Annotated in this window: 26 protein-coding genes; 11 read left to right on the top strand and 15 right to left on the bottom strand. The window is 67.6% G+C overall.

From position 1 onward, the window contains the following. Positions 1-11: 11 nt before the first annotated feature. Positions 12-671 carry a pyridoxamine 5'-phosphate oxidase family protein gene (locus BKA25_RS13250; protein WP_069853686.1) on the bottom strand — a complete coding sequence of 220 codons (660 nt, stop codon included), beginning with the start codon at positions 669-671 and terminating at the stop codon, positions 12-14. Between the two features lie 170 nt (positions 672-841). Between BKA25_RS13250 and BKA25_RS13245 the strand changes: the two genes are divergently transcribed. Beyond that, a complete protein-coding gene (locus BKA25_RS13245) occupies positions 842-1,354 on the top strand; it encodes a pyridoxamine 5'-phosphate oxidase family protein (RefSeq protein ID WP_069849442.1) in 513 nt (170 codons plus the stop codon). A 40-nt stretch (positions 1,355-1,394) separates the two neighbouring features. Here the strand turns inward: BKA25_RS13245 and BKA25_RS13240 are convergent, their stop codons facing one another. Beyond that, a complete protein-coding gene (locus BKA25_RS13240) occupies positions 1,395-1,985 on the bottom strand; it encodes a helix-turn-helix domain-containing protein (RefSeq protein WP_069849444.1) in 591 nt (196 codons plus the stop codon). Between the two features lie 64 nt (positions 1,986-2,049). On the opposite strand from BKA25_RS13240, the gene BKA25_RS13235 reads away from it, so the two are divergent. The 5 genes from BKA25_RS13235 (at position 2,050) to BKA25_RS13215 (ending at position 8,007) form a co-directional block, all read left to right on the top strand. Further along, positions 2,050-3,102: an NAD(P)/FAD-dependent oxidoreductase gene (locus BKA25_RS13235; RefSeq protein WP_236750845.1), complete on the top strand. Its 1,053-nt coding sequence runs from the start codon at positions 2,050-2,052 to the stop codon at positions 3,100-3,102. A 498-nt stretch (positions 3,103-3,600) separates the two neighbouring features. Next, positions 3,601-5,577, top strand: coding sequence for a DEAD/DEAH box helicase (locus BKA25_RS13230; RefSeq protein WP_216637832.1), 1,977 nt, complete (start codon positions 3,601-3,603; stop codon positions 5,575-5,577). Further along, entirely contained in the window at positions 5,577-6,146 is a 570-nt protein-coding gene (locus BKA25_RS13225) for a hypothetical protein (protein ID WP_069849446.1), read from the top strand. The genes BKA25_RS13230 and BKA25_RS13225 overlap by 1 nt, the downstream gene beginning before the upstream one ends. 212 nt (positions 6,147-6,358) lie before the next feature. Further along, positions 6,359-7,123, top strand: coding sequence for an SDR family NAD(P)-dependent oxidoreductase (locus BKA25_RS13220; RefSeq protein ID WP_069853689.1), 765 nt, complete (start codon positions 6,359-6,361; stop codon positions 7,121-7,123). Further along, complete coding sequence (locus tag BKA25_RS13215; RefSeq protein WP_375791853.1) at positions 7,120-8,007, top strand: helix-turn-helix transcriptional regulator; 888 nt, start codon at positions 7,120-7,122, stop codon at positions 8,005-8,007. The genes BKA25_RS13220 and BKA25_RS13215 overlap by 4 nt, the downstream gene beginning before the upstream one ends. A gap of 31 nt (positions 8,008-8,038) precedes the next feature. Here BKA25_RS13215 and BKA25_RS13210 read toward each other — a convergent pair whose 3' ends face one another. Then, positions 8,039-8,521: a MerR family transcriptional regulator gene (locus BKA25_RS13210; protein WP_311734474.1), complete on the bottom strand. Its 483-nt coding sequence runs from the start codon at positions 8,519-8,521 to the stop codon at positions 8,039-8,041. 26 nt (positions 8,522-8,547) lie between these two features. Here BKA25_RS13210 and BKA25_RS13205 point away from each other — a divergent pair, with 26 nt between their 5' ends. Continuing rightward, a complete protein-coding gene (locus BKA25_RS13205) occupies positions 8,548-9,447 on the top strand; it encodes an NAD(P)-dependent oxidoreductase (protein WP_069849448.1) in 900 nt (299 codons plus the stop codon). Positions 9,448-9,474: 27 nt separating this feature from the next. Here BKA25_RS13205 and BKA25_RS13200 read toward each other — a convergent pair whose 3' ends face one another. The 3 genes from BKA25_RS13200 to BKA25_RS13190 form a co-directional block, all read right to left on the bottom strand. Continuing rightward, positions 9,475-10,149: a TetR/AcrR family transcriptional regulator gene (locus BKA25_RS13200; RefSeq protein WP_069849450.1), complete on the bottom strand. Its 675-nt coding sequence runs from the start codon at positions 10,147-10,149 to the stop codon at positions 9,475-9,477. A 55-nt stretch (positions 10,150-10,204) separates the two neighbouring features. Then, the gene (locus tag BKA25_RS13195) at positions 10,205-12,601 is read right to left on the bottom strand and encodes an ATP-binding cassette domain-containing protein (protein WP_069849452.1); all 2,397 of its coding nucleotides are present in this window, start codon (positions 12,599-12,601) and stop codon (positions 10,205-10,207) included. Positions 12,602-12,788: 187 nt separating this feature from the next. Continuing rightward, a complete protein-coding gene (locus tag BKA25_RS13190) occupies positions 12,789-13,211 on the bottom strand; it encodes a MarR family winged helix-turn-helix transcriptional regulator (RefSeq protein WP_069853691.1) in 423 nt (140 codons plus the stop codon). 232 nt (positions 13,212-13,443) lie between these two features. On the opposite strand from BKA25_RS13190, the gene BKA25_RS13185 reads away from it, so the two are divergent. After that, the gene (locus BKA25_RS13185; RefSeq protein WP_069849454.1) at positions 13,444-14,061 is read left to right on the top strand and encodes a cyclodeaminase/cyclohydrolase family protein; all 618 of its coding nucleotides are present in this window, start codon (positions 13,444-13,446) and stop codon (positions 14,059-14,061) included. Between the two features lie 86 nt (positions 14,062-14,147). Here the strand turns inward: BKA25_RS13185 and BKA25_RS13180 are convergent, their stop codons facing one another. Beyond that, positions 14,148-14,687: a GNAT family N-acetyltransferase gene (locus BKA25_RS13180; protein ID WP_069849456.1), complete on the bottom strand. Its 540-nt coding sequence runs from the start codon at positions 14,685-14,687 to the stop codon at positions 14,148-14,150. Positions 14,688-15,011: 324 nt separating this feature from the next. Between BKA25_RS13180 and BKA25_RS13175 the strand changes: the two genes are divergently transcribed. Then, complete coding sequence (locus BKA25_RS13175) at positions 15,012-16,511, top strand: MFS transporter (RefSeq protein WP_084642998.1); 1,500 nt, start codon at positions 15,012-15,014, stop codon at positions 16,509-16,511. A 220-nt stretch (positions 16,512-16,731) separates the two neighbouring features. On the opposite strand, the gene BKA25_RS13170 is transcribed toward BKA25_RS13175, so the two are convergent. Together BKA25_RS13170 and BKA25_RS13165 are read right to left on the bottom strand one after the other, a co-directional pair. After that, on the bottom strand, positions 16,732-17,268 hold the full coding sequence (locus BKA25_RS13170) for an NADPH-dependent FMN reductase (protein WP_069849458.1): 537 nt from the start codon (positions 17,266-17,268) through the stop codon (positions 16,732-16,734). Positions 17,269-17,544: 276 nt separating this feature from the next. Beyond that, entirely contained in the window at positions 17,545-18,423 is an 879-nt protein-coding gene (locus tag BKA25_RS13165; RefSeq protein ID WP_069849459.1) for an SDR family oxidoreductase, read from the bottom strand. A gap of 151 nt (positions 18,424-18,574) precedes the next feature. Here BKA25_RS13165 and BKA25_RS13160 point away from each other — a divergent pair, with 151 nt between their 5' ends. Then, positions 18,575-18,958: a winged helix-turn-helix transcriptional regulator gene (locus BKA25_RS13160; protein ID WP_069849461.1), complete on the top strand. Its 384-nt coding sequence runs from the start codon at positions 18,575-18,577 to the stop codon at positions 18,956-18,958. A 40-nt stretch (positions 18,959-18,998) separates the two neighbouring features. Here BKA25_RS13160 and BKA25_RS13155 read toward each other — a convergent pair whose 3' ends face one another. The 3 genes from BKA25_RS13155 to BKA25_RS13145 all read right to left on the bottom strand — a co-directional run bounded on the left by BKA25_RS13155 (position 18,999) and on the right by BKA25_RS13145 (position 21,117). Next, on the bottom strand, positions 18,999-19,376 hold the full coding sequence (locus tag BKA25_RS13155) for a VOC family protein (protein ID WP_069849463.1): 378 nt from the start codon (positions 19,374-19,376) through the stop codon (positions 18,999-19,001). Between the two features lie 184 nt (positions 19,377-19,560). Then, positions 19,561-20,160 (bottom strand): GNAT family N-acetyltransferase, encoded by a 600-nt coding sequence (locus tag BKA25_RS13150; protein WP_069853693.1) that lies wholly within the window; start codon positions 20,158-20,160, stop codon positions 19,561-19,563. A gap of 252 nt (positions 20,161-20,412) precedes the next feature. Beyond that, entirely contained in the window at positions 20,413-21,117 is a 705-nt protein-coding gene (locus BKA25_RS13145; RefSeq protein ID WP_069849465.1) for a TetR/AcrR family transcriptional regulator, read from the bottom strand. Positions 21,118-21,201: 84 nt separating this feature from the next. Here BKA25_RS13145 and BKA25_RS13140 point away from each other — a divergent pair, with 84 nt between their 5' ends. Then, a complete protein-coding gene (locus tag BKA25_RS13140; protein WP_069849468.1) occupies positions 21,202-22,131 on the top strand; it encodes a zinc-binding dehydrogenase in 930 nt (309 codons plus the stop codon). A gap of 123 nt (positions 22,132-22,254) precedes the next feature. On the opposite strand, the gene BKA25_RS13135 is transcribed toward BKA25_RS13140, so the two are convergent. The 3 genes from BKA25_RS13135 to BKA25_RS13125 all read right to left on the bottom strand — a co-directional run bounded on the left by BKA25_RS13135 (position 22,255) and on the right by BKA25_RS13125 (position 24,688). Next, positions 22,255-23,010, bottom strand: a complete 756-nt coding sequence (locus tag BKA25_RS13135; protein WP_069853694.1) for an alpha/beta fold hydrolase — start codon at positions 23,008-23,010, stop codon at positions 22,255-22,257. Positions 23,011-23,173: 163 nt separating this feature from the next. After that, positions 23,174-24,004 (bottom strand): pentapeptide repeat-containing protein, encoded by an 831-nt coding sequence (locus BKA25_RS13130; protein ID WP_069849470.1) that lies wholly within the window; start codon positions 24,002-24,004, stop codon positions 23,174-23,176. Positions 24,005-24,115: 111 nt separating this feature from the next. Then, the gene (locus BKA25_RS13125; protein WP_069853695.1) at positions 24,116-24,688 is read right to left on the bottom strand and encodes a TetR/AcrR family transcriptional regulator; all 573 of its coding nucleotides are present in this window, start codon (positions 24,686-24,688) and stop codon (positions 24,116-24,118) included. Positions 24,689-25,088 lie beyond the last annotated feature (400 nt).

Below are 25,088 nucleotides of genomic sequence, written 5' to 3'. Positions count from 1 at the left end.
GCTGCGGTGGGTCAGCCGTACATCTTCTCGGCGTAGGTGGGGCCGTAATAGGCCTCCAGTTCGGCGAGGCTGTCTTCCGGTCGTTCCAGGGCCTGGGCGATGCGGGGGCGGGAGGCGATGGACTCGGGGTTCCAGGTCTCGGGCTTCCATAGCTGTGATCGCAGGAATGCTTTGGAGCAGTGGTAGAAGACCTCCTCGACGTCCACGATCATCGCGACCCTCGGGCGGTTGCCTTTGACGATCATGTCGTCGAAGAAGGGGGCGTCGCTGACCAGCCGGGCCCGGCCGTTGATGCGCAGTGTGTCGCCTCGGCCCGGGACGAGGTAGATCAGGCCGACCTGCGGGTTGGTCAGGATGTTGTGGAAGCCGTCGACGCGGCGGTTTCCGGGGCGGTCTGGGACGGCGATGGTGGTGTCGTCGAGTACGAGGGTGAAGCCGGGCGGGTCGCCTTTGGGTGACACATCGCAGTGGCCTTGGGCGTCTGCGGTGGCGATGAGGCAGAAGGGCGCGGCGGCCAACCAGTCACGGTCGAGGGCGTGCAGGGTGGGGCGTGCCTTGTTCGCCGTGCGCTGGAGGGGCTCGCCGATCAGTTCGGTGAGTTCGGCCTGGGAATTGATCTCTACCTGTCCGGTCGGTCGCACTCTGGGGGTCCTCTCCCGCGTCGGAGCCATCACGATATCCACACCGCGTCCGGGGTGGGAACGACCGTCGGGATCGCGGGATTCTGCGAGGGCCGATGAATTCGTGGTCGCGGGGAAGTCTGTTCTGGCGCGGGGCTCTGCGCCCCGGCGAGCGCTCGAGGCGTTCGATTGTCTGGTGATGCGATGAAGGTGGGACGGCGATGACGGACACGGACCGGACGGGAACGCTGCACGCGGGATTCAGCAGCCCCGATGCGACGGCACAACCGTGGTCTCTGGTGCTTGAGACATTGGCGGAGGCGGAGGTCTTCTGGATCTCGACGGTGCGCCCCGACGGCCAGCCGCATGTCACGCCGCTCATCGCGGTGTGGCGGGATGGTGCGTTGTACTTCTGCACCGGTGGTGACGAGGTCAAGGCCCGTAATCTGGCGGCGAATCCGGAGTGTGTGCTGACCACCGGGTGCAACCGGATGGGTTCGGGTTTCGATGTGGTGGTGCAGGGGCGGGCCGTGTCGGTCACCGATGAGGCCCGTCTGGCTGTGGTGGCCGGTGACTATGAGAGCAAGTACGGCTGGGTGTTCCGGGTCGAGGATGGCCGGTTCGTCGGGGCGTCGGGCAATGTCGCCGAGGTGTTCGAGGTCCGCCCGGTGACGGTGTACGGCTATGGGCGTGGCGCCCAGTACAGCGCGACGAGTTGGCGGTTCTCCAGCTGATCACGCCGAGTGCCCTGGTGCTCTGCGGTGTCGGTACTGCTCAGTGCGGGTCTGATCGGGCGCGGATGTGGAGTCGTTCTCCTTGCGGGGAGAAGATGCTGAGCACTTCGCAGGGGCCGGGCCCGGGGTTGCCGAACCAGTGTGGGAGGCGGGTGTCGAACTCGACGACCTCTCCGGGGGTCAGCAGGATGTCGTGGTCGCCGAGGAGTAGGCGCAGTTTCCCGGACAGGATGTAGGACCATTCGTAGCCCTCGTGGACGAGTTGTTCGGGTTCGCCTGCGGGTTGGCCCGCCGGGAAGATCATTTTGTATGCGTGGACTCCGGCGGGTCTTCCGGTGAGTGGGAGGAGGGTGACGCCGTTGCGGATTCGGGGTTTTGGCCGCACTCGGGGGTCTTCGATCTTGGCGAAGTGCGCCAGCTCGTCCAGTGTCGTGCGGTGGGCTCTGGCGAGCAGTAGCAGCAGTTCCAGGGTGGGGCGTCGTTGTCCGGATTCGAGGCGGGACAGGGTGCTGGTGGAGATCCCGGTGCTCTCGGAGAGCTCGGCCAGCGTGATGCCTCGGCTGCGGCGAAGGCTGCGCAGTCGGGGCCCGATGGTGTTGAGGACACCCGCGAGTGCGTCGTCGTTGTCCATGCGACTGGATTTTGCCAGATCGGCAAAATATTTTGTGGTTTCCCGTTGATGGCGCGGAAGGTCGTTGTCGTGGACGCCGCTGTTGGGGCGGCGTCATGTGGACAGCGAGGAGCGCGTGATGCAGGGCGCCTATGACGTGGTGGTCATCGGTGGCGGTGCGGCCGGGTTGGCGGGAGCCTCGACCTTGGCGCGGGCGCGTCGTTCGGTGCTGGTGGTCGACGCGGGTGAACCGCGCAACGCCCCGGCGGCGGGGGTGCACAACTATCTGGGGCGGGAGGGCACTGCCCCGGGTGAGTTGCTGGCGGCCGGGCGGGCCGAGGTCGTCGGCTATGGGGGCGAGGTGATCACGGGCGAGGCGGTCGCGGCCGAGGCCGTCGGTGACGGTGTGGGAGAGCAGCGTTTCCGGATCACGCTGTCGGACGGCGAGGTCGTGTCCGCGCGGCGGTTGGTGCTGGCGACCGGGCTAGTGGATGAGTTGCCGGAGGTGGCGGGGCTGGCGCAACGCTGGGGCCGCGACGTGGTGCATTGCCCGTACTGCCACGGTTGGGAGGTGCGTGACCAGGCGATCGGCGTTCTGGCCACCTCGCCGATGGCGGCGCACCAGGCGTTGTTGTTCCGGCAGTGGAGCGCCGACGTGACGTTGTTCCAGCACGTCTCCCCCGCGTTCGACGAGGAGCAGCGCGAGCGGTTCGCCGCGCGGGGTATTCGGTTGGTCGACGGTGAGGTCGTGGCCGTGGAGTGCCGGGACGACCAGCTCAGCGGTGTTCGGCTGCGGTCGGGTGAGGTGGTCGCCCGGCAGGTGTTGGCGGTGGCGCCCCGGTTCATGGCCCGGGTCGACGTCGCGGGGGCTTTGGGAGTGGAGCCGGTCGAGCAGCGGGTCGACGGGCATCTGATGGGCCGTTACCTGCCCGTCGATGCGGTGGGGGCCACGTCGGTGCCCGGGGTGTGGGCGGTGGGCGATGCGGTCGATCTCAAGGCGCGGGTGATCAGTTCGGCTGCGGCGGGGGCGAATGCCGCTGCGGCCGTCAATCTCGACCTGGTCGAGGAGGACACGGCGAGGGCGGTGCTGCGGCATCGGGAGCGTTCGGTCGGGGGTTCGGGGTCGGCCGACGGGTGAGGTGGCATAGCCCCCGGGGGCCGGTGGGCTTTCTGGGCGTACGTGGGATCCGTTCTCGGGGGTCGGTATCGCACGGGCGGCGGGAATGGGTGTTCTCCCGTTGGTGGTCGGGTTCTCGGCGATTTGAATTCCCGCTGGTGCCCGCTATCCAAGATTCGAAGTGAATCGGACCACACGGCACCTGAGAACGAATTATTCGCCGATTTCCACCGTTGATCACGGAGGTGGTCCCGTTGAGTCGGGTTGCTGTTTCCGCTGGTCAGTTTCCTCTGGTGGCTGATCGGGAGCCGTGGGACAGAGGGTCCGGGTTTTTGGCAAGTCGAGAATTCCACGGATGAGAACCGAGGGCTCGCGCTGGTAGTTTGTGCCGCCGCAGGGCGCTGCTCGATACACGAGTGCGCCATCGTCCTGGGTAACCTCGGTCAGGAGTCGGCTTGTCGTACAGGGAGATCTCGGCTCATTCTGTTCGGTGGCGGGAGCACCGGGCGGTGACGTCCGGTGTCTGAGCCCCCGCAGACCCGCCTTCCGGAGTTGGGCGCGGCCGATCTGCCCGGTCGCGTCCAGGTCACGTTCGTCCCGGCGGAGGGCGCATTCGCCTGGTGGGGCGTGCCCGATCTGGCAGTCGTGCTCGCGGCACACCGGTTGCCTGTCGGCCGTGAGGGCCGATTCAGGTGCGCGGTGCCCATCGGAGTCGGCGGGTCCCGCGCGGTCGCCGCCGCGCTGGTGCAGGCCCGGTTCGTCAGCCTGGGCGATTCGTTGTCCGCATTGCGCAGCCTACGACCGGCCGACGATGTCGCCGGGGAGTTGGGGGCGTCGGTCTGGTCTTGGCGGGAGGCCGCGCAGCTGACCGCCGAGCCGGCTGCCGGGGCTCCGGCGGCATTCACGGAGCTGGCTGCGCGGATGCCCGCCGCCGCGCATGCCGCTCTCGACGTGGATCCGGCTGCGATCGAGACCGCTGCGGCCGTGCTGAGCCGTTTCCGGGCGGCGGCCGAGGTACGGGGCGATCTCGAATCGGCCGACATCCGTGCCACCTTGCGCCCGTATCAGGTGGAGGGGGTTGCCTGGTTGCGGTCGTTGGCCCCGCCCCTGGGCGGGAAGACGGTGGCTGAAGTCGATGCCGGCGTGCGGGACTCCCCCGGCGGCGGTGTCCTCGCCGATGAGATGGGTTTGGGCAAGACACTGCAGGCGATCTGCCTGTTGGCGACGCGACGCTGTGCTCGACCTCACCTGGTGGTGGCCCCCACCTCGGTGGTGGGCAACTGGTGTCGCGAGCTGGCGCGGTTCGCTCCCGAGACCCCGGTGATCGCCCATCACGGGTCGCGCCGTCGGCTCGCTGGCCCACCGCCTGCCGGGACGGTGGTGGTGACCTCCTACAGCGTGTTGCGTTCGGATGTCGCGTTGCTGACGGGCATCGATTGGGACGTCGTGGTGTTCGACGAGGCTCAACAGCTGAAGAATCCCGACACCAGAGGTGCGAAGGCCGCGGCGGATCTGCCTGCGGTGGTCCGGGTCGCGATGACCGGGACACCGGTGGAAAACCGGCTGGATGAACTGTGGGCGATCCTGCACATCACCAACCCGGGGTTGTTGGGCACGCGAGGGCGGTTTCGGCAGCGCTTCGCGGTGCCGATCGAGCAACGACGTTCGAGTCGGGCCGCGGCCCGACTGTCGGCGCTGGTCGAGCCGCATGTGCTGCGTCGGCGCAAGGCGGAGGTGGCGGCGGATCTACCGCCGAAGATGTACGCCACCGTGGCCTGCACACTGACCGAGGAACAGGCCGGGTTGTATCGGCAGGCGGTGTCCGAGGCGTTCGACGAGGGTTTGGGCACCGGATTCGGCAGGCGGGGCCGGGTACTGGCCCTGCTGACCGCCCTCAAACAGATCTGCAACCACCCCGCCCAGTTCCGGCCCGACGACCGCGGGTTGGCCGGTCGTTCCGGCAAGTTCGATCGAATCACCGAGATGTTGACGGAGATCGTCGACGAGGACGATCGGGCGTTGGTGTTCACCCAGTACCGGGCGATGGGTGAGCTGTTGTCCACGCACCTGTCCGCGCAGCTGGGCGTCGAGACGGTGCCGTTCCTGCACGGCGGGTTGAGCCTCGAGCGCCGCGACGAACTCGTTCGGAGTTTCCAACATGACGAGAACGGGCCGCCGGTCCTGCTGCTGAGCCTGCGGGCGGCCGGGTTCGGGCTCAATCTCACACGTGCAGGTCACGTCGTGCACTACGACCGGTGGTGGAACCCGGCGGTGGAGGAACAGGCCACCGACCGTGCACATCGGATCGGCCGGGATCGACCGCTGGCGGTTCACACCTTGGTGACCGCCGGGACGATCGAGGACCACATCGCCCGCATGCACGAATCGAAGCGGGTGTTGGCCGGGGTCGTCGGCGGTGGTGAGGCCGCGTTGGCGGAGTTGTCCGACGAGGACCTGCGCGCGGTGCTGACTCTCGATGAAGGGGTGATCGGCTGATGATCGCGGAGTACGGTGCCACCGTCTGGGGCAAGGCGTGGTTGCGCACCGTCGAGACGACCTCGGTGACGACGTCCAACGCCCTGCTGCCCAGAGCGCGCAGTCTGGTCCGCAACGACGCGGTCACCGTGTTGACCATCGGGCCGGGCCTGGTCGAGGCCGAGGTGCTCGTCAAGTCGGGTGTGCAGCGGGTGCGCATCGAATTGGCAGTGTGGGCCGCGCCCGTGCGGGCGGAGGCGGACCGGCTCATCGGCGCGGCTCGGGAGCAACATGCCGGGCTGGCTGCGGGTGACCTACCGGATTCGCTCGCGGAGGATCTCCGACGGCATGCGGTGCCCGTCGCGGTGCCCGCGCAGGAACAGTTGGTGCGGTGTTCGTGTCCGGCGCGCACACCGCGCTGTGTGCACGTGTTGGCCTGTCTCTACGCCTTGGTTCAGCGCATCGATGAGGAGCCGGTGCTGGCGGTGGTCCTGCGGTCCCCCGGGACGGCCGTGGCCGATACACCGACGGCGCCGCCCGATCGGATCCTGCTGGCCGATATCGAGGTGGCCGGGTTCTACGGCGGGTGATCGGCCAAGACGGGTTGCCGCTCGGTGCGTTTCGAGCTTGTGGCAGTGCACCGAGCGGGCCTCGACACGTCGGGAGGGACTCCGACTCCCTGGATGAGCGCGGCCTTGTTCCACTCCTGCGCGGCCACGAATGTTGTCGGTGGCGCGAGCGCGCCGAGGCCCTCGCACGACACGACGTGCGAGCGGTGCACGGATTCGAGGAGAGAATCACCATGGCGGCACGGAACAAGATCGCGATCATCACCGGTGGAAGCCGGGGCCTGGGGCGCAGTGCGGCGTTGAAACTCGCCGCGGACGGTGTCGATTCGATCATCACCTACCGGACCCGCGAGGACCGGGCAGCGGAGGTCGTCGAGGCCGTGGCGGCGATGGGACGTCGTGCGGTGGCGTTGCCGTTGGACACCGCGCGGGTCGACACGTTTGATGCGTTCGCGGGGCAGGTTCGGGCGCTGTTGGCCGAGCACTGGGGCCGTGAAACCCTCGATTTCCTGGTCAACAACGCGGGTAACGGTGTGTTCGGGCCGTTCTCCGAGGTCACCGTGGAGGATTTCGACTCTCTGCTGAACGTGCACTTCCGAGGAGTGTTCTTCCTGACCCAGCGGCTCCTCCCGGTGATCGCCGACGGTGGTCGTATCGTCAATCTGTCCTCCGGGTTGGCGAGGTTCGTCGGCGGGCACCACTCGGCTTATGCGGCGATGAAGGGCGCGGTCGAGGTACTGACGAGGAACCTCGCCGGTGAACTCGGACCGAGACGGATCACGGCGAACATCGTCGCGCCCGGCCCGATCGGCACCGATTTCCAAGGCGGGGCGCTGCGCGACGACGAGAATCTCCGCGCTGGGTTGGCATCGGTGACGGCGCTCGGCCGCGTCGGTGAACCCGACGAGGTCGGCGCAGTGATCGCCGCGCTCCTGCGCGAGGACACCGGGTGGATCAACGGACAACGGATCGAGGTGTCGGGCGGAACCCGGTTGTGACCGAGGTGGACGACCCGACGCGGCGAGACGGAGAGGATGTGCTGGTGGACCGCACCCAGCTGGCCGATTTCCTGACTCGGCGACGCAACGACCTGCAACCGGAGGACGTCGGTATCCCCCGGGGGCCTCGGCGGCGCACCAGCGGGCTGCGCCGTGAGGAGGTCGCGGCGTTATGCGGCATGTCGGTGGACTACTACAGCCGCCTCGAACAGCGTCGGGGCACCCGCCCGTCGGAGCAGATGTTGGCCGCGATCGCCCGGGGACTGCACCTGTCCCTGGACGAACGCGATCACCTGTTTCGGCTGGCGGGCCACACCGCTCCGCAGCGGGCGCTCCGCAGCGATCACGTCGACGTCGGGGTGCGGCGGGTGCTGGATCGTCTCGACGACACCCCGGCGCAGGTGATGAGCGGGCTGGGCGAGGCTTTGTTGCAGACCAGGTTGGCCCGCGCGCTGCTCGGTGACCTCACCCGATTCCAGGGGCTGGACCGCGCCATGGTCTACCGCTGGTTCACCAGCGACGCGGCCCGCCGGGCGTATCCGGAGTCCGACCACCCGATGCACAGTCGGGTGTTCACCTCGCAGCTTCGAGCGGCCTACGCCAAACACGGCTCGGATTCCAGGGCGGCAGCCATCTTCGCCGCGCTGACCGCCGCCAGCGCGGAGTTCCGCCAGGTGTGGGAACGCCACGAGATCGGTCTGCGCTATCCCGGGCCCAAGCGCATCCTGCATCCCGAGGTCGGATTGTTGGAACTGCACTGCCAGACGCTGCACGACCTCGATCAGGCACAGACTCTGTTGGTGTACACCGCTGTCCCCGGTAGTGAGAGCCACGAGAAATTACAGTTGCTCTCGGTGATCGGCGATCAATCGCTGACGACCTGAGCAGACAGCGGCCCGGCCCGCATCGACCGTCTCAGGCCACCCTGCGGCGAGGTTGACGCTGTCGAACCCGGCCGCCCTGGCCGCCGGGCCCGCAGACCTCCGAGGAGGAGGAGTCGGCCTCGGAGACGGTGGCGGGTATCGCCGTGGCGATCCGGGTCAGGATCGTGCGGGCGGCCTGGAGCTCCTCGATGTGCGCGGTGATGCGATCGCGTTCCCTGAGTAGTTCCACCGACAGCTCGGGGCAGCCCGGCGCGAGTTGTCCCTCCTCCTCGACCAGGCAAGGCAGGGTCTCGGCGATCAACGACGTGTTCAGCCCGGCCGCCAGCAGCGTGCGGATCCGCCGTACCAGGCCGACATCGGACTCACTGAACTCGCGATAGCCGCTAGGACGTCGCTGCGGGCTCAGCAGATTCTGCTGCTCGTAGTACCGCAACGACCGCTCGCTGACTCCCGTACGGCGGGAGAGCTCCCCGATGCGCATGTGTCCCAGGTCACTTCCGCTCGACTCTGACATCGATGTCAAAGCCTACCGTCGCCGCCATGAACGAGACTTCGACCATCACTGACCACCACGTTCCCGTCTCGGTGCTCGGCCTGGGTCCGATGGGCCGGGCCCTGGCCGGGGCGCTACTCGCCGCAGGACACCCCACCACCGTCTGGAACAGGACAACCGGCCGCGCAGACGAGCTGATCTCCCGAGGAGCAGTGGCCGCAGACTCGGTGACCGAGGCGGTCCAGGCCAGCCCGTTGGTGATCGTGTGCGTCCTCGACTACGACGCGGTGCAGGAGATCCTGGCGCCCGCCGCCGACGCCTTCGACGGCCGCACCCTTATCAACCTCACCGCCGATTCGCCGGAACGCGCCCGAGACATGGCCGATTGGGCCGCCGCGCGGGGCATCGCCTACCTCGACGGGTCGATCATGACTCCCACCGACACGATCGGCGGCGCCTCGGCCAGTGTGCTGTACAGCGGGCCGATCGAGGTGTTCACCCGTTGGCAGGACACGCTGGGACACCTCGGTGGCTCCAGCCATCTGGGAACGGACCCCGGTCGGGCAGCCGCACACGACGTAGCACTGCTGGGGTTCTTCTGGAGCGCGATGAGCGGTTTCGTGCACGCACTCGCCTTGGCCAAGGCGGAGGGCATCACCGCCACCGCACTGGCCCCCTATGCCAAGGGGATCGCGGGGATCCTCCCGAACATCATCGACGCCCTCGCGGAGGAAGCCGACGCCGGTGACCACCCCGGAGAGGACTCCACGATCGCCTCGGTGGCGACGAGCATGGACCACATCATCCATGTCTCCCGGAACCGAGGAATCGACGCGAGCGTCCTCACGGCCGCCAGAGACATCGCCGTGCGGGCGATCGAGCAGGGACACGGCTCAGAAGGATTCGGTCGGATCGCCGACGTGCTGAAGCGTCCGACGACATCGTGACCAAAAGCGTTCGCTCCAGGCCGGCGGCTATCTGGTGATCAGCCGGGCGATATGCCCGATGTCCAGTGGCGCGGGGGGCGGCAACGGGGTGTGCGGATCGACGCGATCGGTGTGGAACGACGACAACAGGTAGGCCACCACCCTGCGCGAGGCAGCCCGGGAGGCCTCGGAAGCCCCGGTGGCCACACCGTTGCCGGCCAAGAACACCAGGATGAGATCCGAGACCATGAAGTCGGGCCGTAGTCGCCCGTCGTCCTGGGCCCGCCTTACCAGTTCCGCGAGGCCCTGTTCCACGTGTGATCGCTGCCGTTCGAAGTCGACCGCCTCGGGGAAGGCGGTGAGGAACGCCGAGGTCAGCCCGAGGTCCTCGGCCTGCATCTCGCACATCGTCGTGACGGCGTTCTGGAAGCCGTGCCAGGGGTCTGGGTCGGCCAGTGCCTCGTCGATCACCGAGGTGCACGCCGAGATCTGGTCGGCGAACACCTCGGTGATCAGGGCGTCCTTGGTGGGGAACCGGCGGTAGAGGGTGGCCACTCCGACCTCGGCTCGTCGGGCGATCGCGGCCATCGGGACGTCGAGGCCGCGTTCGGCGAACGCTGCCCGGGCGACGTCGAGGATGCGGTTGCGGTTCTCCGTTGCGTCGGCGCGCAGCCGTGGTGGGTCGGCATGGGGTCGCTCTGTCTGTGGTTCGGCGGTGTTCATGCCTGTCACCTCGACTTAGTGGCTGTGCAGGAAACGTGTCGTCGACAGTTCGATCTCAGGTGCGGATGTAGTCGGCGAGGTGTTGCCCGGTAAGGGTGGAACGATCGGCGACCAGATCGGCGGGAGTGCCCTCGAAGACGATCTTGCCGCCGTCGTGACCCGCCCCGGGGCCGAGGTCGATGATCCAGTCCGCGTGGGCCATGACGGCCTGGTGGTGCTCGATGACGATGACCGACTTACCGGAGTCGACGAGTCGGTCGAGGAGGGCGAGCAGTTGTTCGACGTCGGCCAGGTGCAGGCCGGTGGTGGGCTCGTCGAGGACGTAGACGCCGGTCTTCTCACTCAGGTGGGTGGCCAGCTTGAGTCGTTGCCGCTCGCCACCGGACAGGGTGGTCAGCGGTTGGCCGAGTCGGAGGTAGCCGAGTCCGACATCGGCGAGTCGATCGAGGATGCGTTGCGCGGCGGGGGTGCGAGCGTCGCCCTCACCGAAGAAGCCCGCGGCCTCGGACACCGACATCGCCAAGACCTCGCTGATATCGCGGCCGCCGAACCGGTATTCCAGTACCGAGGCCTGGAACCGCTTGCCGCCGCATTCCTCGCAGGTGGTGGCCACGCCCGCCATCATCCCGAGGTCGGTGTAGATGACGCCTGCGCCGTTGCAGTTGGGGCAGGCTCCCTCGGAGTTGGCGCTGAACAGGGCGGGCTTGACGCCGTTGGCCTTGGCGAAGGCCTTGCGGATGGGGTCGAGTAGGCCGGTGTAGGTCGCGGGGTTGCTGCGGCGGGAGCCCCGGATCGGGCTCTGGTCGATGGACACGACGTCCACCCCGGTCTGCTCGGACAGCTGCGGCAGCGAGCCGTGTACCAGCGAGCTCTTTCCGGAGCCCGCGACGCCGGTGATGACGACCAGTGTTCCGAGCGGGATGTCCACGTCGACGTCACGCAGGTTGTTGGCGTCGGCGCCCCGGATCGGGAGTTTTCCGCTGGCTTCGCGCACCGTCTCCTTGAGTGCGGCACGGTCGTCGAGATGTCTGCCGGTGCTGGTGCCGCTGTCTCGGAGGCCTGCCACGGTTCCCTCGAAGCAGATGGTTCCGCCTGCGGTGCCCGCGCCGGGGCCGAGATCGACGACGTGGTCGGCGATGGCGATGGTCTCCGGTTTGTGCTCCACGACGAGCACGGTGTTGCCCTTGTCGCGCAGGCGCAGCAGCAGATCGTTCATCCGCTGGATGTCGTGCGGGTGCAGTCCGATGGTGGGTTCGTCGAACACGTAGGTGACGTCGGTGAGCGCCGAGCCGAGGTGCCGGATCATCTTGACCCGCTGAGATTCGCCGCCCGAGAGCGTGCCTGCGGGACGGTTGAGGGAGAGGTAGCCCAAGCCGATCTCCACGAAGGAGTCGAGTGTCTGCTGCAGTGTCGTCAACAGCGGCCCCACCGAGGGATCGGTGATCTTGCGGGTCCAGTCGGCGAGGTCGCTGATCTGCATCATCGAGGCGTCCGCGATGTCGATGCCCTGGATCTTCGAGGATCTGGCGGTGTCGCTGAGCCGGGTTCCGTCGCAATCGGGGCAGGTCGTGAAGGTGACCGCGCGTTCAACGAAGGCTCGGATGTGCGGTTGCATCGCCTCCTTGTCCTTGGCCAGGAACGACTTCTGGATCTTGGGAATCAATCCTTCGAAGGTGAGGTTGACGCCTTCGACCTTGACCTTGGTCGGTTCCCGGTACAGGAAGTCCTGCATCTCCTGCTCGGTGAAGTCGCGGATGGGCTTGTCGGCGTCGAGTAGTCCCGACTCGGCGTAGGTGCGCACCGTCCACCAGCTGTCGGATTTCCACCCCGGGATGGTGAAAGCACCCTCGGAGATCGACTTGGAGTCGTCGTAGAGCTGGGTGCGGTCGATGTCGGAGACCGTGCCCCTGCCCTCGCAGCGCGGGCACATGCCGCCGATCACGCTGAAATCGCGGCGTTCTTTGACGGTCTTGCCGCCGCGTTCGAAGGACACCGCGCCTGCGCCGCTGATGGAGGCGACGTTGAAGGAGAACGCCTGGGGCGATCCGATGTGTGGTTGGCCGAGTCGGCTGAACAGGATGCGCAGCATCGCGCCCGCGTCGGTGGCGGTGCCGACCGTGGAGCGCGGATCGGAGCCCATGCGCTGCTGGTCGACGATGATCGCGGTGGTCAACCCTTCGAGCACGTCGACGTCGGGGCGGGCCAGCGTCGGCATGAAACCCTGCACGAACGCGCTGTAGGTCTCGTTGATCATGCGCTGGGATTCGGCGGCGATGGTGCTGAAGACCAGCGAGCTCTTCCCGGACCCGGAGACACCGGTGAAGACCGTCAACCTGCGCTTGGGGATCTCGACGTCGATGTCGTCGAGATTGTTCTCCCGCGCGCCGTGCACCCTGATCACGTCGTGGGTGTCGGCGACGTGGGGCGCAGGTCGCTGTGGGTCGGTGCTCATCGTGGCTCCAACTGATCGTCGGGATCCGCGTCTGCGCGGTCTCCCCCGGTGTTCGCCCTGGTGCGGACGGGTGGGTTACCTGGCGCCGCCGGTGTCCTGCGCGGCCATCGGCCATTGTTCATCCGGGTACCGACGGTTCGCTCGTCCGAACCGGGTGTCCTGCTTCACAGGGTCCGGTGCCCGGCTGTCACGCCGTGGGCAGCAGCCTGCCGAGTGCGGTGATCAGCAGGTTTCGATCCGTGCTGGGGATGTCCTGCGCGAGTCGTTCCAATTGGTCGGTGACCGCGTGGTGGGCCTCGGTGGCGACCCGGCGGCCCTGGGCGGTCAACTCGATCTGGAAGACCCGTCGGTCGTGGGTGTCTCGAATCCTGGCTACCAGCCCGCGTCGCTCGACTCGATCGACCAGCCCGGTCAGACTCGATTTCTCCAGGTGCAGGACCCTGCTCAGGTCGCTCATCCCGATCGGCCCGGCACGCAGGATGCAGAGCAGATTCGTCTGGGCGGGTGTCAGGCCTCGGCTGCGGCTGACCTCGAGGAAGATCCGATCCACCAGGTGGCTCAACTGGACCAGTACCTCGGCCAAGCTCGGGTTCTCGACCGTATCGGTCATCGCCTGCCTCCCCGACCGAAGCGTAGTCGACCTCGGTTCGTGTGCCGAACCAAAACCGACCGGGTCCGGTGCCCGGTTCGTCTTCTTCGCGATGGTTGCAACGAACGTCTCCGGCGGGCTGTTCCTGGTCCCGGGCCGCCGGATCATGTCGAGCGGCATGGCGACGGCACGTGACGTCGCCGACCGCATACGGTAGGTGATCGATGGTGTGGTGCAAGGAAGGGGCGAGCGGGTGCGCGATCAGTCGATCGAAGGATTTCTGGACGACCTTGCCGCGCGGACACCCGCACCGGATGGTGGGGCCGCCGCGTGTCTGCACGCCGCCCAGGCGGCCGCGTTGTTGGCGATGGTCGCCCGCTACACCGATGGGGATCGGCACGCCGAGCACTCCGAGATCGTGGGCACCGCACTGGCCGAAGCGGAGATCCTGCGACTGCGAGCGTTGGAACTGGCCGAACAGGACGTCCACACTCCGCGTGAGGTAGGCGCGGCCCGGTCGCATCCCCGCAGCACCCGTGCGGAGAAGGCCGCCCGTCGCGATGCGATCCAGCACGCGCTCAGCGGCGCCGCCCGCCCATCGGTGGACACCATCGCGCTCGTCGCCGAGATCCTTGCCTTGGCGGAGACACTGCTGTCGGTCGGCGATCGTGACGTGATCGCCGATGTCGCTGCGGCGGCTGAGGCAGCCAGGGCTGCGGCGGCGATCGCCCGGGTCAATGTGGAGGTCGATCTCGCGAATATCGAGGATCTCGGCGCTCAAGTGGCGTTGCGCGAGGAGGTCGCCGGGGTGGACGACCTGCTCGACCGGGCACACCGGCTCACCGAGACGGTACGGGCGACGATTCGGTGAGCCTCGTTCGACCGAGGCGCTGGCCACGTAGGTGGTCGGCATCGCGGTCATCACGCGGCCTGCGGTGGATCGGCGTTTCGCGGTCGCTATTCGGGCCATTCGGAGACGTAGATCCAGTCGATGCCATCCGAACCGGGTCCATCGAGGTCTGGTGCTCGGGTGAGGCCGGCTTTGGTGGCGACTCGTTGTGAGGCGGTGTTCCTCGGGCGGACGCGGGCCACGATCGGCGGGCCGGGGAGCCGGCGTCCGGCCCAGCCGACCACCGACCGGGCGGCCTCGCTTGCGTACCCATGGCCCCAGGCTGCCGGGTCCAGCCGATAGAACAGGTTGAGGATCGGACGGTCTTTGAGCAGCATGGCCTTCACCCCGCAGAACCCGAGCACGGTCGCGCATCCGTGCTCGCGCGCGGTCAGATAGCCGATTCCGAAGCGGCTCCACTGGTCGTTCCACCGGTGGAACAGCCGGGTGGCCTGTTCGATGGTGCGCAGTCCGTCGGAGGGGTTGTGGACGCAGGTACGGGGATCGCGGTGAATACGCAGGATCGCGGCGATGTCGGCCTCGACCGGGCGGTGCAACGTCAGTCGTTCCGTTGCCAACACCTCGGCGATAGGGCGGCGTTCGGTCACCGCCCGACGCTAGCGCGCCTGCGATGTCGACGAGGTGAGGCCACCCGGGACCCATGGCGTGACCTGCCAGGACAGAGCACTCTCCGCCGAGGTGAACCGAGCGATCATCGACCGTCGCGTGCCACGATCATCAGGCTGGCGTGTTGCGCGGACCGCCGGCGATCGTTCTCGACCGGGGTCGAAGCCTTCGGTGTTTTGTGTTCTATCGGCCCGGTCACTCCCCTCGACCGAGGAGGTTCGCGTGGCGACGACGACATGGCTGCGTCACCGTCGACCGGATGACACATCGGTTCGACCGGTCCCGAACGAAGGTGAAGAAGGTCTGTGAACGGCGATCAACCAGAGCGGGAGAGCGTCGAATCCGCTGAGAGCGGAAGCCACATCGGCCCCGCGACCGAGACCCTGGCCGACCGAGGTTCGTGGCCGACGCTGGCGGTGGTTCTCAGCGGCGCCTTCATCGCCTTGCTGGACACCACGATCGTCAACGTCGCTCTGTCCGACATCGGTACCGCGCTGGGCGCCGAGGAGACGGCGTTGGCGTGGATCCTGTCCGGGTACTTCCTGTCCTTCGGACTCGTGTTGATTCCGGCGGGGCGGCTCAGCGATCGATTCGGCCACCGCAGGTTGTTCGTCGCGGGAATGACCCTGTTCACCGTTGCGAGCCTGGCGTGTGGATTGGCGGGCTCGCCGGGGCTGCTGGTGTTCCTCCGAGTGATCCAGGGCTTGGGCGCGGGGCTGTTCTTCCCCGTCATCGCGGCGCTCATTCAGCTCACCTACACCGGTCGAGCCCGCGCACGGGCTTTCGGGCTGCTCGGTGCGGTCATCGGTATCTCCACTGCCATCGGTCCGCTGGTGGGTGGGCTGTTGGTGCACGGCCTGGGCACCCAAGGGTGGCGGTGGGTGTTCCTGGTCAACGTGCCGATCGGGGTGATCGTGGTACCAGCCGCCCTGCGACTGCTACCGAGACCGGCACCGAAGTACGGAAGCGAGGCCCGCCGGGCCGATCTGGTGGGCCTGGGGCTGCTGTTCGTGAGTATCACCGCGTTGCTGCTGCCCTTGGTCGAGGGCCAGCACGCGGGGTGGTCGGGGTGGCCGCTGGTCAGTCTCGGACTGGCGTTGCTGGCCGGTGGGACGTTGTGGTGGTGGGAACGTCGTTCGGAGGAACGTGAGGGCGATCCCATACTGTCCCCCGCGTTGCTGCGCAGACCGGCGTTGGCTGCGGGAGCTCTGGTGGCCCTGGTCTACTTCGCCGCGTTCACCAGCGTGTTCTTCTCGTTGGCGTTGCTGTGGCAGGAGGGTTTGGGCCACGACGCGCTGGAGACCGGTTTGATCTTGATGCCGTTCGCCCTGGGGAACTTCCTCGGTGGACTGGGCAGTGCTCGGTTCGCCGCGCGACTCGGCCGCACCGCCTTGATGGTGGCGGCGGTACTGGTCGGGCTGGGCTTGAGTGCCACGCTGCTCATGTTGAAGCTGGGCACACCGGATCCGAATGGTTGGACCTTGGTGTTCCCGATGGCACTCGCAGGCATCGGCAACGGGCTCTTCATCGCCCCCAACACGAATCTGGTGCTTTCGGCGGTGCCGCCTGCTCAGGCGGGGACCGCGAGTGCGTTGTTGTCCACGGCACAACGGTTCGGGAGTTCGATCGGGATCGCCATGGTGAGCAGCGTCCTGTTCGGAACGCTGCGGGTCGAGCAGTCCGGCCGGGCGCAGGCTTATCTGCACAGCACACAACTGGCGCTGCTGGTCAACATCGCCTTGGTGCTGCTCGCGCTGGCCCTGGTCTTCGTGCTGCCTCGCAAGACCGACGCGGCGTGGTCGTGATTCTTCAAGGCCGGATGCATTACGGCGGACCATCGATCGATTCGCATCTCCGCGCAGAGTTGGGCGCCCGTTGCCCCCTTGAGCCTGATCGACCGGCACCGGCGGACTGATGAAGGCTGGTTGCTCGCCCGATCCGCAGCGCGGGTCCCGCTCTACCGAGGCATTGCAGACGTTTCCTGGCAGAGCGGGACCCGTGGTGGGGGCCGTCCCGTGGCGATGGTCAGGCGGGGATCGGCTGAGCCAACCTGCCCTGCCGTAGGGTGTTCGCCCACCAGTCGAGCTGGTCGAACATGGTGGCTGCCGCTCGGTTGACCGCTGCGGTGTCCAGCGGCCTACCTGCGGCGTCGAAGCAATTTCCTGCGTTGTGGAAACTCACCGTCTCGCGAATGGTGACGGCGTTGAGCTCGGCGAAGACCAACCTAAGCTGTTCGACGGCGCGCAAGCCGCCGGAGATTCCGCCGTAGCAGACGAAGGCCACGGCCTTGGCGTACCACTCCGCGCCGAGGGAGTCGATGGCCTCCTTCAGCGGGCCCGGGTAGGCGTGGTTGTACTCCGGTGTGATGACGACGATCGCGTCCGCAGCGCCGATGCGCTCGGCGAGGCGAGGGCGACTCGCCTCGTCGGCCAGATCGATGACATCGATGCTCGTCGCCGCCCGGTGGGTGGCCTGTTCGGTCAACCAGTCGGCGACGGTCGGGCCGAAGCGGCCCTGGCGAACGCTCCCGATGATCACTGCAAGCCGAATGGGCTCAGCCATGCCTCTGTCCTTTCCTGGTCGCCGATGACGGCGAAGCGGAGGAGTCCGCGCGAACACGGTCGGCGCCGAAACGCGAGATCGCGTGGCGACGATCAGAGGCTAGAACCAGAACCAATGTTGAGGTCAAGGGCGAGTCTGCGAATGGGCCCGGCTGCGTGTTCTCGACGAACCGGACGAGCCCGCAGTGCGATCGGATCGAAGACTCGGGCCGGGCGGACGGTGGCACGGCTGCGGCGAATCGCCCGCTCCTGCCTACCGTCCGCCGCCGGCCCGGCCTTACTCGGCTGCCTGCGATGCGCCAACGTGCGCCGCGCGCACCGCGTCGGCCACCGGAGTGCCTGCCTTGCCGGTCAGCCGACGCAGGTCGTCGCTATCGGTGTCCAGCGCACCTTCGGCGATCGATCCATCGAGGCTGGCGACGAAACCTGCGGTGTCGGCGTCCAAGCCTGCCGACCGCAACGTCGCCGCGAGCTCATCGACGCTCACATCACGATAGACGACCTGCGTGCCGGTCACCTCGGTGATCGTCGCAGCCAGCTCCGCCAGGGTGAACGGCGTGCCGCCCAGCTCGTACACCGCGTTGTCCGGCCCTGGATCGGTCAGGGAGGCCGCTGCGGCCGCCGCGTAGTCCGCGCGGGTGGCGCCCGCGATGCGGCCGGCGCCGCCCGCGCCCAGAATCTCGCCTGCGGCGAGGTACTGGCTCAGTGACGCGGTGTAATTCTCGATGTACCAGCTATTGCGCAGGATGGTGTGCGCGAGCCCGGACGCCCGGATCATCGCCTCGGTCTCCCGGTGTTCCGGCGCGAGCGCCAGCGACGTCGTGTCCGCCGACAGGATGCTCGTGTAGGCCAGGTGTGAGACTCCTTCGGCCTGCGCCGCGTCGATCACCGCCTTGTGCTGCGCGATGCGTTGCCCCACCTCGCTGCCAGAGACCAGGAGCAACCGGTCCACCCCCGCCAGGGCGGCGGGGAGCGTCTCCGGTCGCGAGTAGTCGCCCTCGCGGACCTCGATCCCGGCCTCGGCGAGGTCCGCCGCCTTGGCGGGGGTGCGGGCGATGGCGACCAGGTCGCCCGGCTGCACGCCGTGTGCGCGCAGCGCCCCGATTGCGAGCCTGCCGAATGGCCCGGTGGCGCCGGTGACGGCGTAGGTGGTCATGGTTCTCCTCTGGCGGTCGCGGTTGACCGACGCGACGCACTCCGTCGCACCGTACTAACTTTTTTACAGTACCCTCCGTTTCGTGGAAGGTGGGTAGGATGGGTCTATGCCCGACTCGCCCATTGCGCCCGCAGGCGTCGCCAGCCCGCCCATGGACGAAGGGCCCACCGACGCACTCGTCGCGGACGTGTTCGCCAGGGCCTGCACCTCACGGTCCGCCTTGGAGAACGTGAGCGGCCGGTGGTCGATCCTCGCCCTGCTCGCCCTGGCCGAGGGTGATTACCGGTTCAATGCACTTCGCCGCCGCGTCGAGGGCGTGAGCGAGAAGATGCTCGCCCAGACGCTCCAGGCCCTGGAGCGCGACGGCCTGGTGCGTCGGGAGGTCGTCACCGTCATCCCGGCCAGGGTCGAGTACTCCCTCACCGCGCTGGGCGGCACCATCGCCGGTCGGCTGCACGGGCTGGTCGAGCTGCTGGAGGCCTCCGTCGATCAGATCACCGAAGCTCGCACCGCCTACGACGAACGACCGCGGTGAGAACGCCGATTCGTTCTCGCCCGGCGGCGCATCCGACGGTTCAGCTCGACTGCAGCACCGACAGGACGTTGCCAGCCGGATCCTTGAACCACGCGATCAGTGGTCCGTCACCACGGAGCACGCCCTTGTCATCCTGATCGAAGCCCTCGTAGCGCTCGAGCACCACGCCCCGTCGAGTCAGCTCGTCGACGGCGGCATCGATGTCGGCCACGGGAAAGTTCAAGATCGTGTACCCGGCGGGGACGTGATGCCGCGTCGGGTAGATCAACACATCGCGCCCGCCGGCGATGTGCAGGTTCACCAGCCCGAACTCCGGTGCATCGGTGAGTTTCAGACCCAGGGTCTCACCGTAGAAGCGTTTGGCCTTGGGCATGTCGTCCACCGCGAACCCGCTGAACGCCGCGCTGTCCTCGAACATGGCTTACTCCCCTGTCGTACGCCACAGTCTCGGCCATCAGGCTGCCCACGATGGGCCCTGTCCAATCCGGCAACGGTGTCGGCGGGGCACCAGCGGGCCCTCCTCACGGTTCGGGCCGGCGGCCGGCTGGCCGCTATGGCCCGCGAGCGGGGTCGGCCGCCGGACGCAGGCGAAGATCGAGAGCTCAACGAAGGTCGTGGTCCCGCCGGTGCCGCCCGCGTTTGCGCACGCGCCAATGTCGCCCGCGCTGAGTCGTCTCGGCCGCCGAGGCCGCCGACCCACCCGCCAGTCTGGCTCCGAACTCCTGCGCCGTGATACCCATCAACACCGGATACCTCACCTCGCCCCGCAACAGCTCGGTATCTCGAGGGCGGCCCTCCTCCCGGAAACCGAGCCCGCTGTGCAGCGACAAGGACGCGAGATTCCCGCCATAGATGCTGACCTCGCACTTGCGGTAGTGCCGCTGGACGAACATGAAGTTCAGTAACACGGTGATGGCGTCACCCGCATACCCGCAGCGTCGGTGTGCCGCGCCGATGCCGATTCCGTAGCTGAATCGGCCGGATCGAGTGTCGGTCTGGACCGCGGACATCGAGCCGACCAGCATCCGGCTGTGCAGCGTCTCGATCGCGAACCGGAAGTTGTCTCCCGGGTCCGGCACCGACGTTCGATGCGCGGCCCAATGTCGATACCCGTCGAGCGGGGCGGACCCGCTGCGAGCCGAGTCCCGGTCGAAACCGGTGAGAGTGCGACGATCCGCAGGCACGATCTGGCGCAACCGCACCTTTCGGCCGACCCAGAACACCGTGCCGGTCTGCACCGGACCACGACGGCCCGCCGGATCCGATCGGGGCGCGTGCATCGTCATCGGCGGGGATGTTACCGGCGCCGGGCCGGCCGCGGTGGCGAACCTTCGTCCATATCGGACTCGACACTGGACCGCAGCCGGGAGTATCCCGGTCGCTGCCGCCGATTGGCGAGCGTGATACGCCTTGCCCGTCCTCGAATCTCGGTGCTCGGCATAGTGGTCGGGTTCTCAGCCGGAGATCCCGGCAGGCTCGGCCGTCATGGTGATACTGGTCGGGATCGCTGCGAAGACCCGAAGGAGGAAGGCAGTCAACTCGGAGCGAGACGCCTCTCCCGGCCGAGTGGACCACTCCCGAAGTGCGTACTGGGATGCGGCGGTCGCGATGTCCAACACCAGTCGAATGTGGATGTCCGCTACCCGCGAGGACTCGATCCGTCGGGACAGGATCTCCATGGCCGAGCGGGTGGCCCGTTCGCAGAAATGCAGATTATGCGCGTCCATCGACGGTGTCTCGGCGGCCAGCCGCAGGCAGCGCACCGCACGCTCGGCCCACTCGGGATCGGACATGCGGTCCAGCGCGGCGAGCAACGCATCGCGCAGCACCTCCAACAGCGTCGATCCGCGCAGATCGTGTGATTCGAGTACGTCGAGAAAAGTGGTCCACAGCGCCTGGACCGGCATCATCGCAACGTCTTCTTTACTGGCGAAGTTGCGGAAGAACGTCCGTTTGGAGATCTCGACCTCGGCACACAACTTCTCCAGGGTCGTGTTGTCGAAGCCCTGAGTGGTGAAGAGATCCAGGGCGGTGTCGACGAGCGTGCGGCGGGTGCGCAGCTTCTTGCGCTCGCGGAGCGAGAACTCGGCACCCGCGATAGCAGCCCGCGTTCCGTCGTCGTAGGACGGTGACGACGATCCAGGTACCGGAGAGCTCATCCATCCAGTCTAGATCGCCATAAAGTGTCCCCTGTAGGCTAGTGCCACTCAGTGGCAAATTGTGTTGGCGAAGGGCGATACGACATGCGTGCTCTACTGATCGACCACTCCGCTCCCGGTGGTCTGCGGCTCGGGGAAGCAGCGGAACCCGAAACCGCAGATCATCAGGCGCTGATCAGGGTGACCTCGATCTCTCTCAACCACGGCGAGGTTGGACCGGAACTCGCCTCCGCCACCGAAGGAGGAGTGCACGGTTGGGACGCCGCCGGGGTCGTCGAGCGGGCTGCCGCCGACGGTTCCGGTCCGGCCGTCGGTACCTCGGTGGTCACGCTGGCAATGGGTGGCGCGTGGGCCGAGTTGCGCGCGGTGGATGCCGCAGCCGTCGGCGTCGTGCCACCGGAGTCCGACCTCGGCGCGATCAGCACGGTCCCCGTCGCCGGTGCCAGCGCCCTACGTGCCCTGCACCGCCTGGGCCCGATCCTGGGCAAACGGGTGCTGGTGACCGGCGCCACCGGTGGAGTCGGCCGGTATGCGGTGCAACTCGCCCGACTCGGTGGTGCCCATGTCGTGGCCGCCACCGGTGATCCGGACCGACATGGCGCCGATCTGCGCGCACTGGGTGCCCACGAGGTCGTCTCGGGCTCATTGGAGTTCACGGAACCGGTGAACGGCGTGGTCGACCTGGTTGGCGGCCCTCAATTGGTCGATGCCTTCGCCAGGCTCGGCCCGGGTGGAACGCTGGTGGCGGTCGGCCACGTCACCGGGACCGGCGAGAACTTCCCCTACGGTGCTCTGTTGTCGGACCTGCACGGCCACGACCGGTCGATCGTGACATTCCAGCTCGCCGGTTGCCTCGGGCTCGCTCCCGACCTGACCTGGCTGGCGGCCCGGGTCGCCAGCGGGGAACTGAATCCACAGGTCGCCTGGCGCGGGAGCTGGCGTCGATTCGGCGACGCCATCACGGCCCTGCGAGAACGCAGACTGCACGGCAAGGCCGTCCTCGACATCGACTAGTCACGGTCGCTGTCGAGGACGGGAACCACGCGCCCTCGCTGTTCGACGAAGGCACCGAGTAGAACATCCCGTGTCCCACCAACACGATCGGCTGGCCGGTACGCCCCGGGGCGCGCGGTCGAGTCAGGAGCTACGGCGTATCGGGATCATGGTGGGCACGGGATCGAGGGTCAGGAAGTCTGTGATCACCCGGGTACAGAACGCGGGCTTCTCCTGCAGCAAGGTGTGCGAGGTGCCCGGTACCACGGCCAGTTCCGCGCGCGGAACCGCTCGATACAACGCGAGGAGGTGCTCCAACGCCACGATGTCGTCATCACCGGTCATGACCAGCGTCCGGCACGCCAGGCCGGCTAGCTCGGGTTCGGACAACGTCGGCCCCTCGGCGGCGCACTGCGCGATCTTCTCGGCCACCACGGGAAAATGCTCGACGCCGTCTGGGGACAAGGCACCGTAGGCCGCCACCACTTCCTCGGGCATCTCGCCGTCGCCGTCCATGTCGATCGCATAGCCCTCGCGGTGGAAGACACCGCTGATCAGTACCAACTGCCGGACCAGATCGGGGCGCCGCAGGGCGACCAACAGCGCCACCGTCGCACCGTCGCTATAGCCGACCACGTCGGCCGGTCCACCCACGACGGAATCGAGGAAGTCGATCATGTCCTGGGCCATCACCTCGAAGGTGATCGGACCTTCCGCATCCGGAGTGCGCCCGTGTCCCCGACGCTCGGGCCGCAGAACGCGGAAACGATCGGACAGGCCCGCGAGATTGCCATCGAAATCCCGCGCGTCACTGAACCCGCCGTGCAGCAACAGCAACGGATCTCCGGAGCCCTGATCGTCATACCAGGTACGCACCTCGGACGATCGGTGTTCCGCCATGATCGGTTCGATCCTCTCCTCAGGGTGCTTCGTCTGCCTGCGCAACAACGGTGTGAACGCGCAGAACAGCACCGACGTTGGCCGAGGTGAGTAGATCAGGATGCACCGACAACGTCGGTCGCCGGGGCGGGTCGACGAACATCCGCCCTTCGGGCGCCGATGGCTACCAGTGCTGCGGGCGCGTCAATGCCGCAGGTACCCGGGTGGTCTCGTCGCCCTTGGCGGAATTGAGCTGTGCCTGGGTGAGGAAGATACTCCCGGTCAGGTCCGCGCCACCCAACCGAGCATCCCGGAAGTCGACGCCGATCAGATCCGCGGCGCGCAGATCCGCGTCGGTCAGATCGGCCGCGATCAACAGGGCGCCCCGGAGATTGGCACCGCGAAGGTCTGCGCCGCGCAGATCCGCGCCGATCAGATCGGCGCCCCGACGATTCTTCCGCCGCCCGGGAACGCGGGCGCGGACTCGTTCGCTGACCTGTAGCAACAGCGTGTTCACCTCGGCGCGATGGGCACCGACATCCACGGATCGCAACTCCGCCGAGGTGCCCATCGTCAGGCGATCGGTGCGGTCGCGCAGCGCACGCAGCTCACCGTGCAGGTCCTCCACCTGGGGAATCATCAGCGTCTCGGTCAGGTACCACAGCAACTCGTGCAGTTGTCGCATCACCGGAAGCACCGCGTACATCTGCCCTGCGGTATGTGGCGCTCGACGCCAGTCCTTGCCGCCGAAGGTGTGCTGGGAGACCTTCTGACCTGCGCCGAAGCAATCGAACACCGTGCAACCTGCGAAACCCTCGCGCCGTAGATCGGCGTGGATTCCGCAGCCGAAGTCCTCCCGTAGGTGGTGACACGGGGTGCCCGCCGCCTTGGTGACCGCGAAGTCCGAGGAGGCATTGAACGGCAGCGCGACGCAACACAATCCGAAGCAGCGGGAGCAGTCGGCCAGTAGGTCCGGCCGCTCTCCACGCAGCGACGGCTGATCGGTCTCGGGCACCGTTCCTCCTCTCGTCGAAGCCGGTCGGCGCCTGTTCGGCGCCCCGACATCGTGCCAGGCCCGCGGTCGCGGCCGAACCGGGGGACAGCGCGGCCGCCTCGGTGGCACTCCCTATCGAGCGCGAATCCCGTTCTCGAAGGTGCGGATCACGGTGCTCGCCACGCCGTGTCGGGGCAGCCTTCCCTGGTCGGCGTCCTCACAGCCGGTGTAGACCACTCCCCAGAGCACCCGTTGGATCCAGCCGGGACTCACCTCCGGGTCGAAGACCCCTTCGGCCTGGCCGCGTTCGATCAGGGCGATCACCGGGTCGGCCGGTGACTCGAGATCGTCGGGAGCCTCATGTCCCTCGAGCACCCGGTCGTCACCGAAGAGGAACATCAACCGGTCCCCGACAGCGACCATGGCCGCCACCAGTCGGCGCATCGCCTCCAAGGGCGGGCCCTGGTCGAGCGCCGCTTCGTCGACGGAACGCTCCAGCGCATCCAGGGAGTCCTGCACCGCGGCATTCATGAGGCTGTCCCGATCGGGGAAATACCGCCGCAAGGTCGTGCGGCTGACACCTGCGGCATCAGCGATCTCGGGCAACGTCGCGGTGTGGTTGTGGGCGAGCACCGAACACGCCGCGCTGAGAATGGCCTGGCGCGTTCGACTGCGGGTGTTCGATGCGAGCGCCGGGTCAACCATGACGCGCATGCTATCGCCAGCACCACGACCTCGACGGACGACGGAATGGCCGAGTGGAACCAGCCAGACGGTGAAGCTGCGCCACGGGTGCGGCGTTGACAGCTCGCGAGCCCCTGGGCTCTAATAGCCCGCGTGTCGTGGGGCACCGACCAGAGAGTAGTGGGCAGGTCGGCAGTCTGGCGAACACCTGCTCAGCAAGGGGTCATGTGATGAGTCTCCACTCCGTGCCTCGAATCTGATCTAACGCGCCGTCGCGCGCGTCCCGCCATGGGCGATGCGGGCGCACCAACTCGACGTCGTCTCCATGCTGCCCTCGGTTGCGGTACCCGGTGAGGCGAGAGCCCTCGGGTTCGTGACTGTGGTGGTCACGCGTGCCTCGATGTCGCCTGTCTTGTGCTGT

Source organism: Actinoalloteichus hymeniacidonis (assembly GCF_014203365.1).
Taxonomy (GTDB): Bacteria; Actinomycetota; Actinomycetes; order Mycobacteriales; family Pseudonocardiaceae; genus Actinoalloteichus_A; species Actinoalloteichus_A hymeniacidonis.
Note: the sequence above shows the minus strand (reverse complement) of the source record. Positions and strands in the feature narration are given on the sequence as shown.

What these genes read in the sequence shown, in the direction of transcription:
- BKA25_RS13250 (WP_069853686.1), bottom strand. Translation starts at nt 671, where the DNA reads ATGGCTCCGACGCGGGAGAGGACCCCCAGAGTGCGACCGACCGGACAG.
- BKA25_RS13245 (WP_069849442.1), top strand. Translation starts at nt 842, where the DNA reads ATGACGGACACGGACCGGACGGGAACGCTGCACGCGGGATTCAGCAGC.
- BKA25_RS13240 (WP_069849444.1), bottom strand. Translation starts at nt 1,985, where the DNA reads ATGGACAACGACGACGCACTCGCGGGTGTCCTCAACACCATCGGGCCC.
- BKA25_RS13225 (WP_069849446.1), top strand. Translation starts at nt 5,577, where the DNA reads ATGATCGCGGAGTACGGTGCCACCGTCTGGGGCAAGGCGTGGTTGCGC.
- BKA25_RS13220 (WP_069853689.1), top strand. Translation starts at nt 6,359, where the DNA reads ATGGCGGCACGGAACAAGATCGCGATCATCACCGGTGGAAGCCGGGGC.
- BKA25_RS13210 (WP_311734474.1), bottom strand. Translation starts at nt 8,521, where the DNA reads ATGTCAGAGTCGAGCGGAAGTGACCTGGGACACATGCGCATCGGGGAG.
- BKA25_RS13205 (WP_069849448.1), top strand. Translation starts at nt 8,548, where the DNA reads ATGAACGAGACTTCGACCATCACTGACCACCACGTTCCCGTCTCGGTG.
- BKA25_RS13200 (WP_069849450.1), bottom strand. Translation starts at nt 10,149, where the DNA reads ATGAACACCGCCGAACCACAGACAGAGCGACCCCATGCCGACCCACCA.
- BKA25_RS13195 (WP_069849452.1), bottom strand. Translation starts at nt 12,601, where the DNA reads ATGAGCACCGACCCACAGCGACCTGCGCCCCACGTCGCCGACACCCAC.
- BKA25_RS13190 (WP_069853691.1), bottom strand. Translation starts at nt 13,211, where the DNA reads ATGACCGATACGGTCGAGAACCCGAGCTTGGCCGAGGTACTGGTCCAG.
- BKA25_RS13170 (WP_069849458.1), bottom strand. Translation starts at nt 17,268, where the DNA reads ATGGCTGAGCCCATTCGGCTTGCAGTGATCATCGGGAGCGTTCGCCAG.
- BKA25_RS13165 (WP_069849459.1), bottom strand. Translation starts at nt 18,423, where the DNA reads ATGACCACCTACGCCGTCACCGGCGCCACCGGGCCATTCGGCAGGCTC.
- BKA25_RS13160 (WP_069849461.1), top strand. Translation starts at nt 18,575, where the DNA reads ATGGACGAAGGGCCCACCGACGCACTCGTCGCGGACGTGTTCGCCAGG.
- BKA25_RS13155 (WP_069849463.1), bottom strand. Translation starts at nt 19,376, where the DNA reads ATGTTCGAGGACAGCGCGGCGTTCAGCGGGTTCGCGGTGGACGACATG.
- BKA25_RS13145 (WP_069849465.1), bottom strand. Translation starts at nt 21,117, where the DNA reads ATGAGCTCTCCGGTACCTGGATCGTCGTCACCGTCCTACGACGACGGA.
- BKA25_RS13140 (WP_069849468.1), top strand. Translation starts at nt 21,202, where the DNA reads ATGCGTGCTCTACTGATCGACCACTCCGCTCCCGGTGGTCTGCGGCTC.
- BKA25_RS13135 (WP_069853694.1), bottom strand. Translation starts at nt 23,010, where the DNA reads ATGGCGGAACACCGATCGTCCGAGGTGCGTACCTGGTATGACGATCAG.
- BKA25_RS13125 (WP_069853695.1), bottom strand. Translation starts at nt 24,688, where the DNA reads ATGGTTGACCCGGCGCTCGCATCGAACACCCGCAGTCGAACGCGCCAG.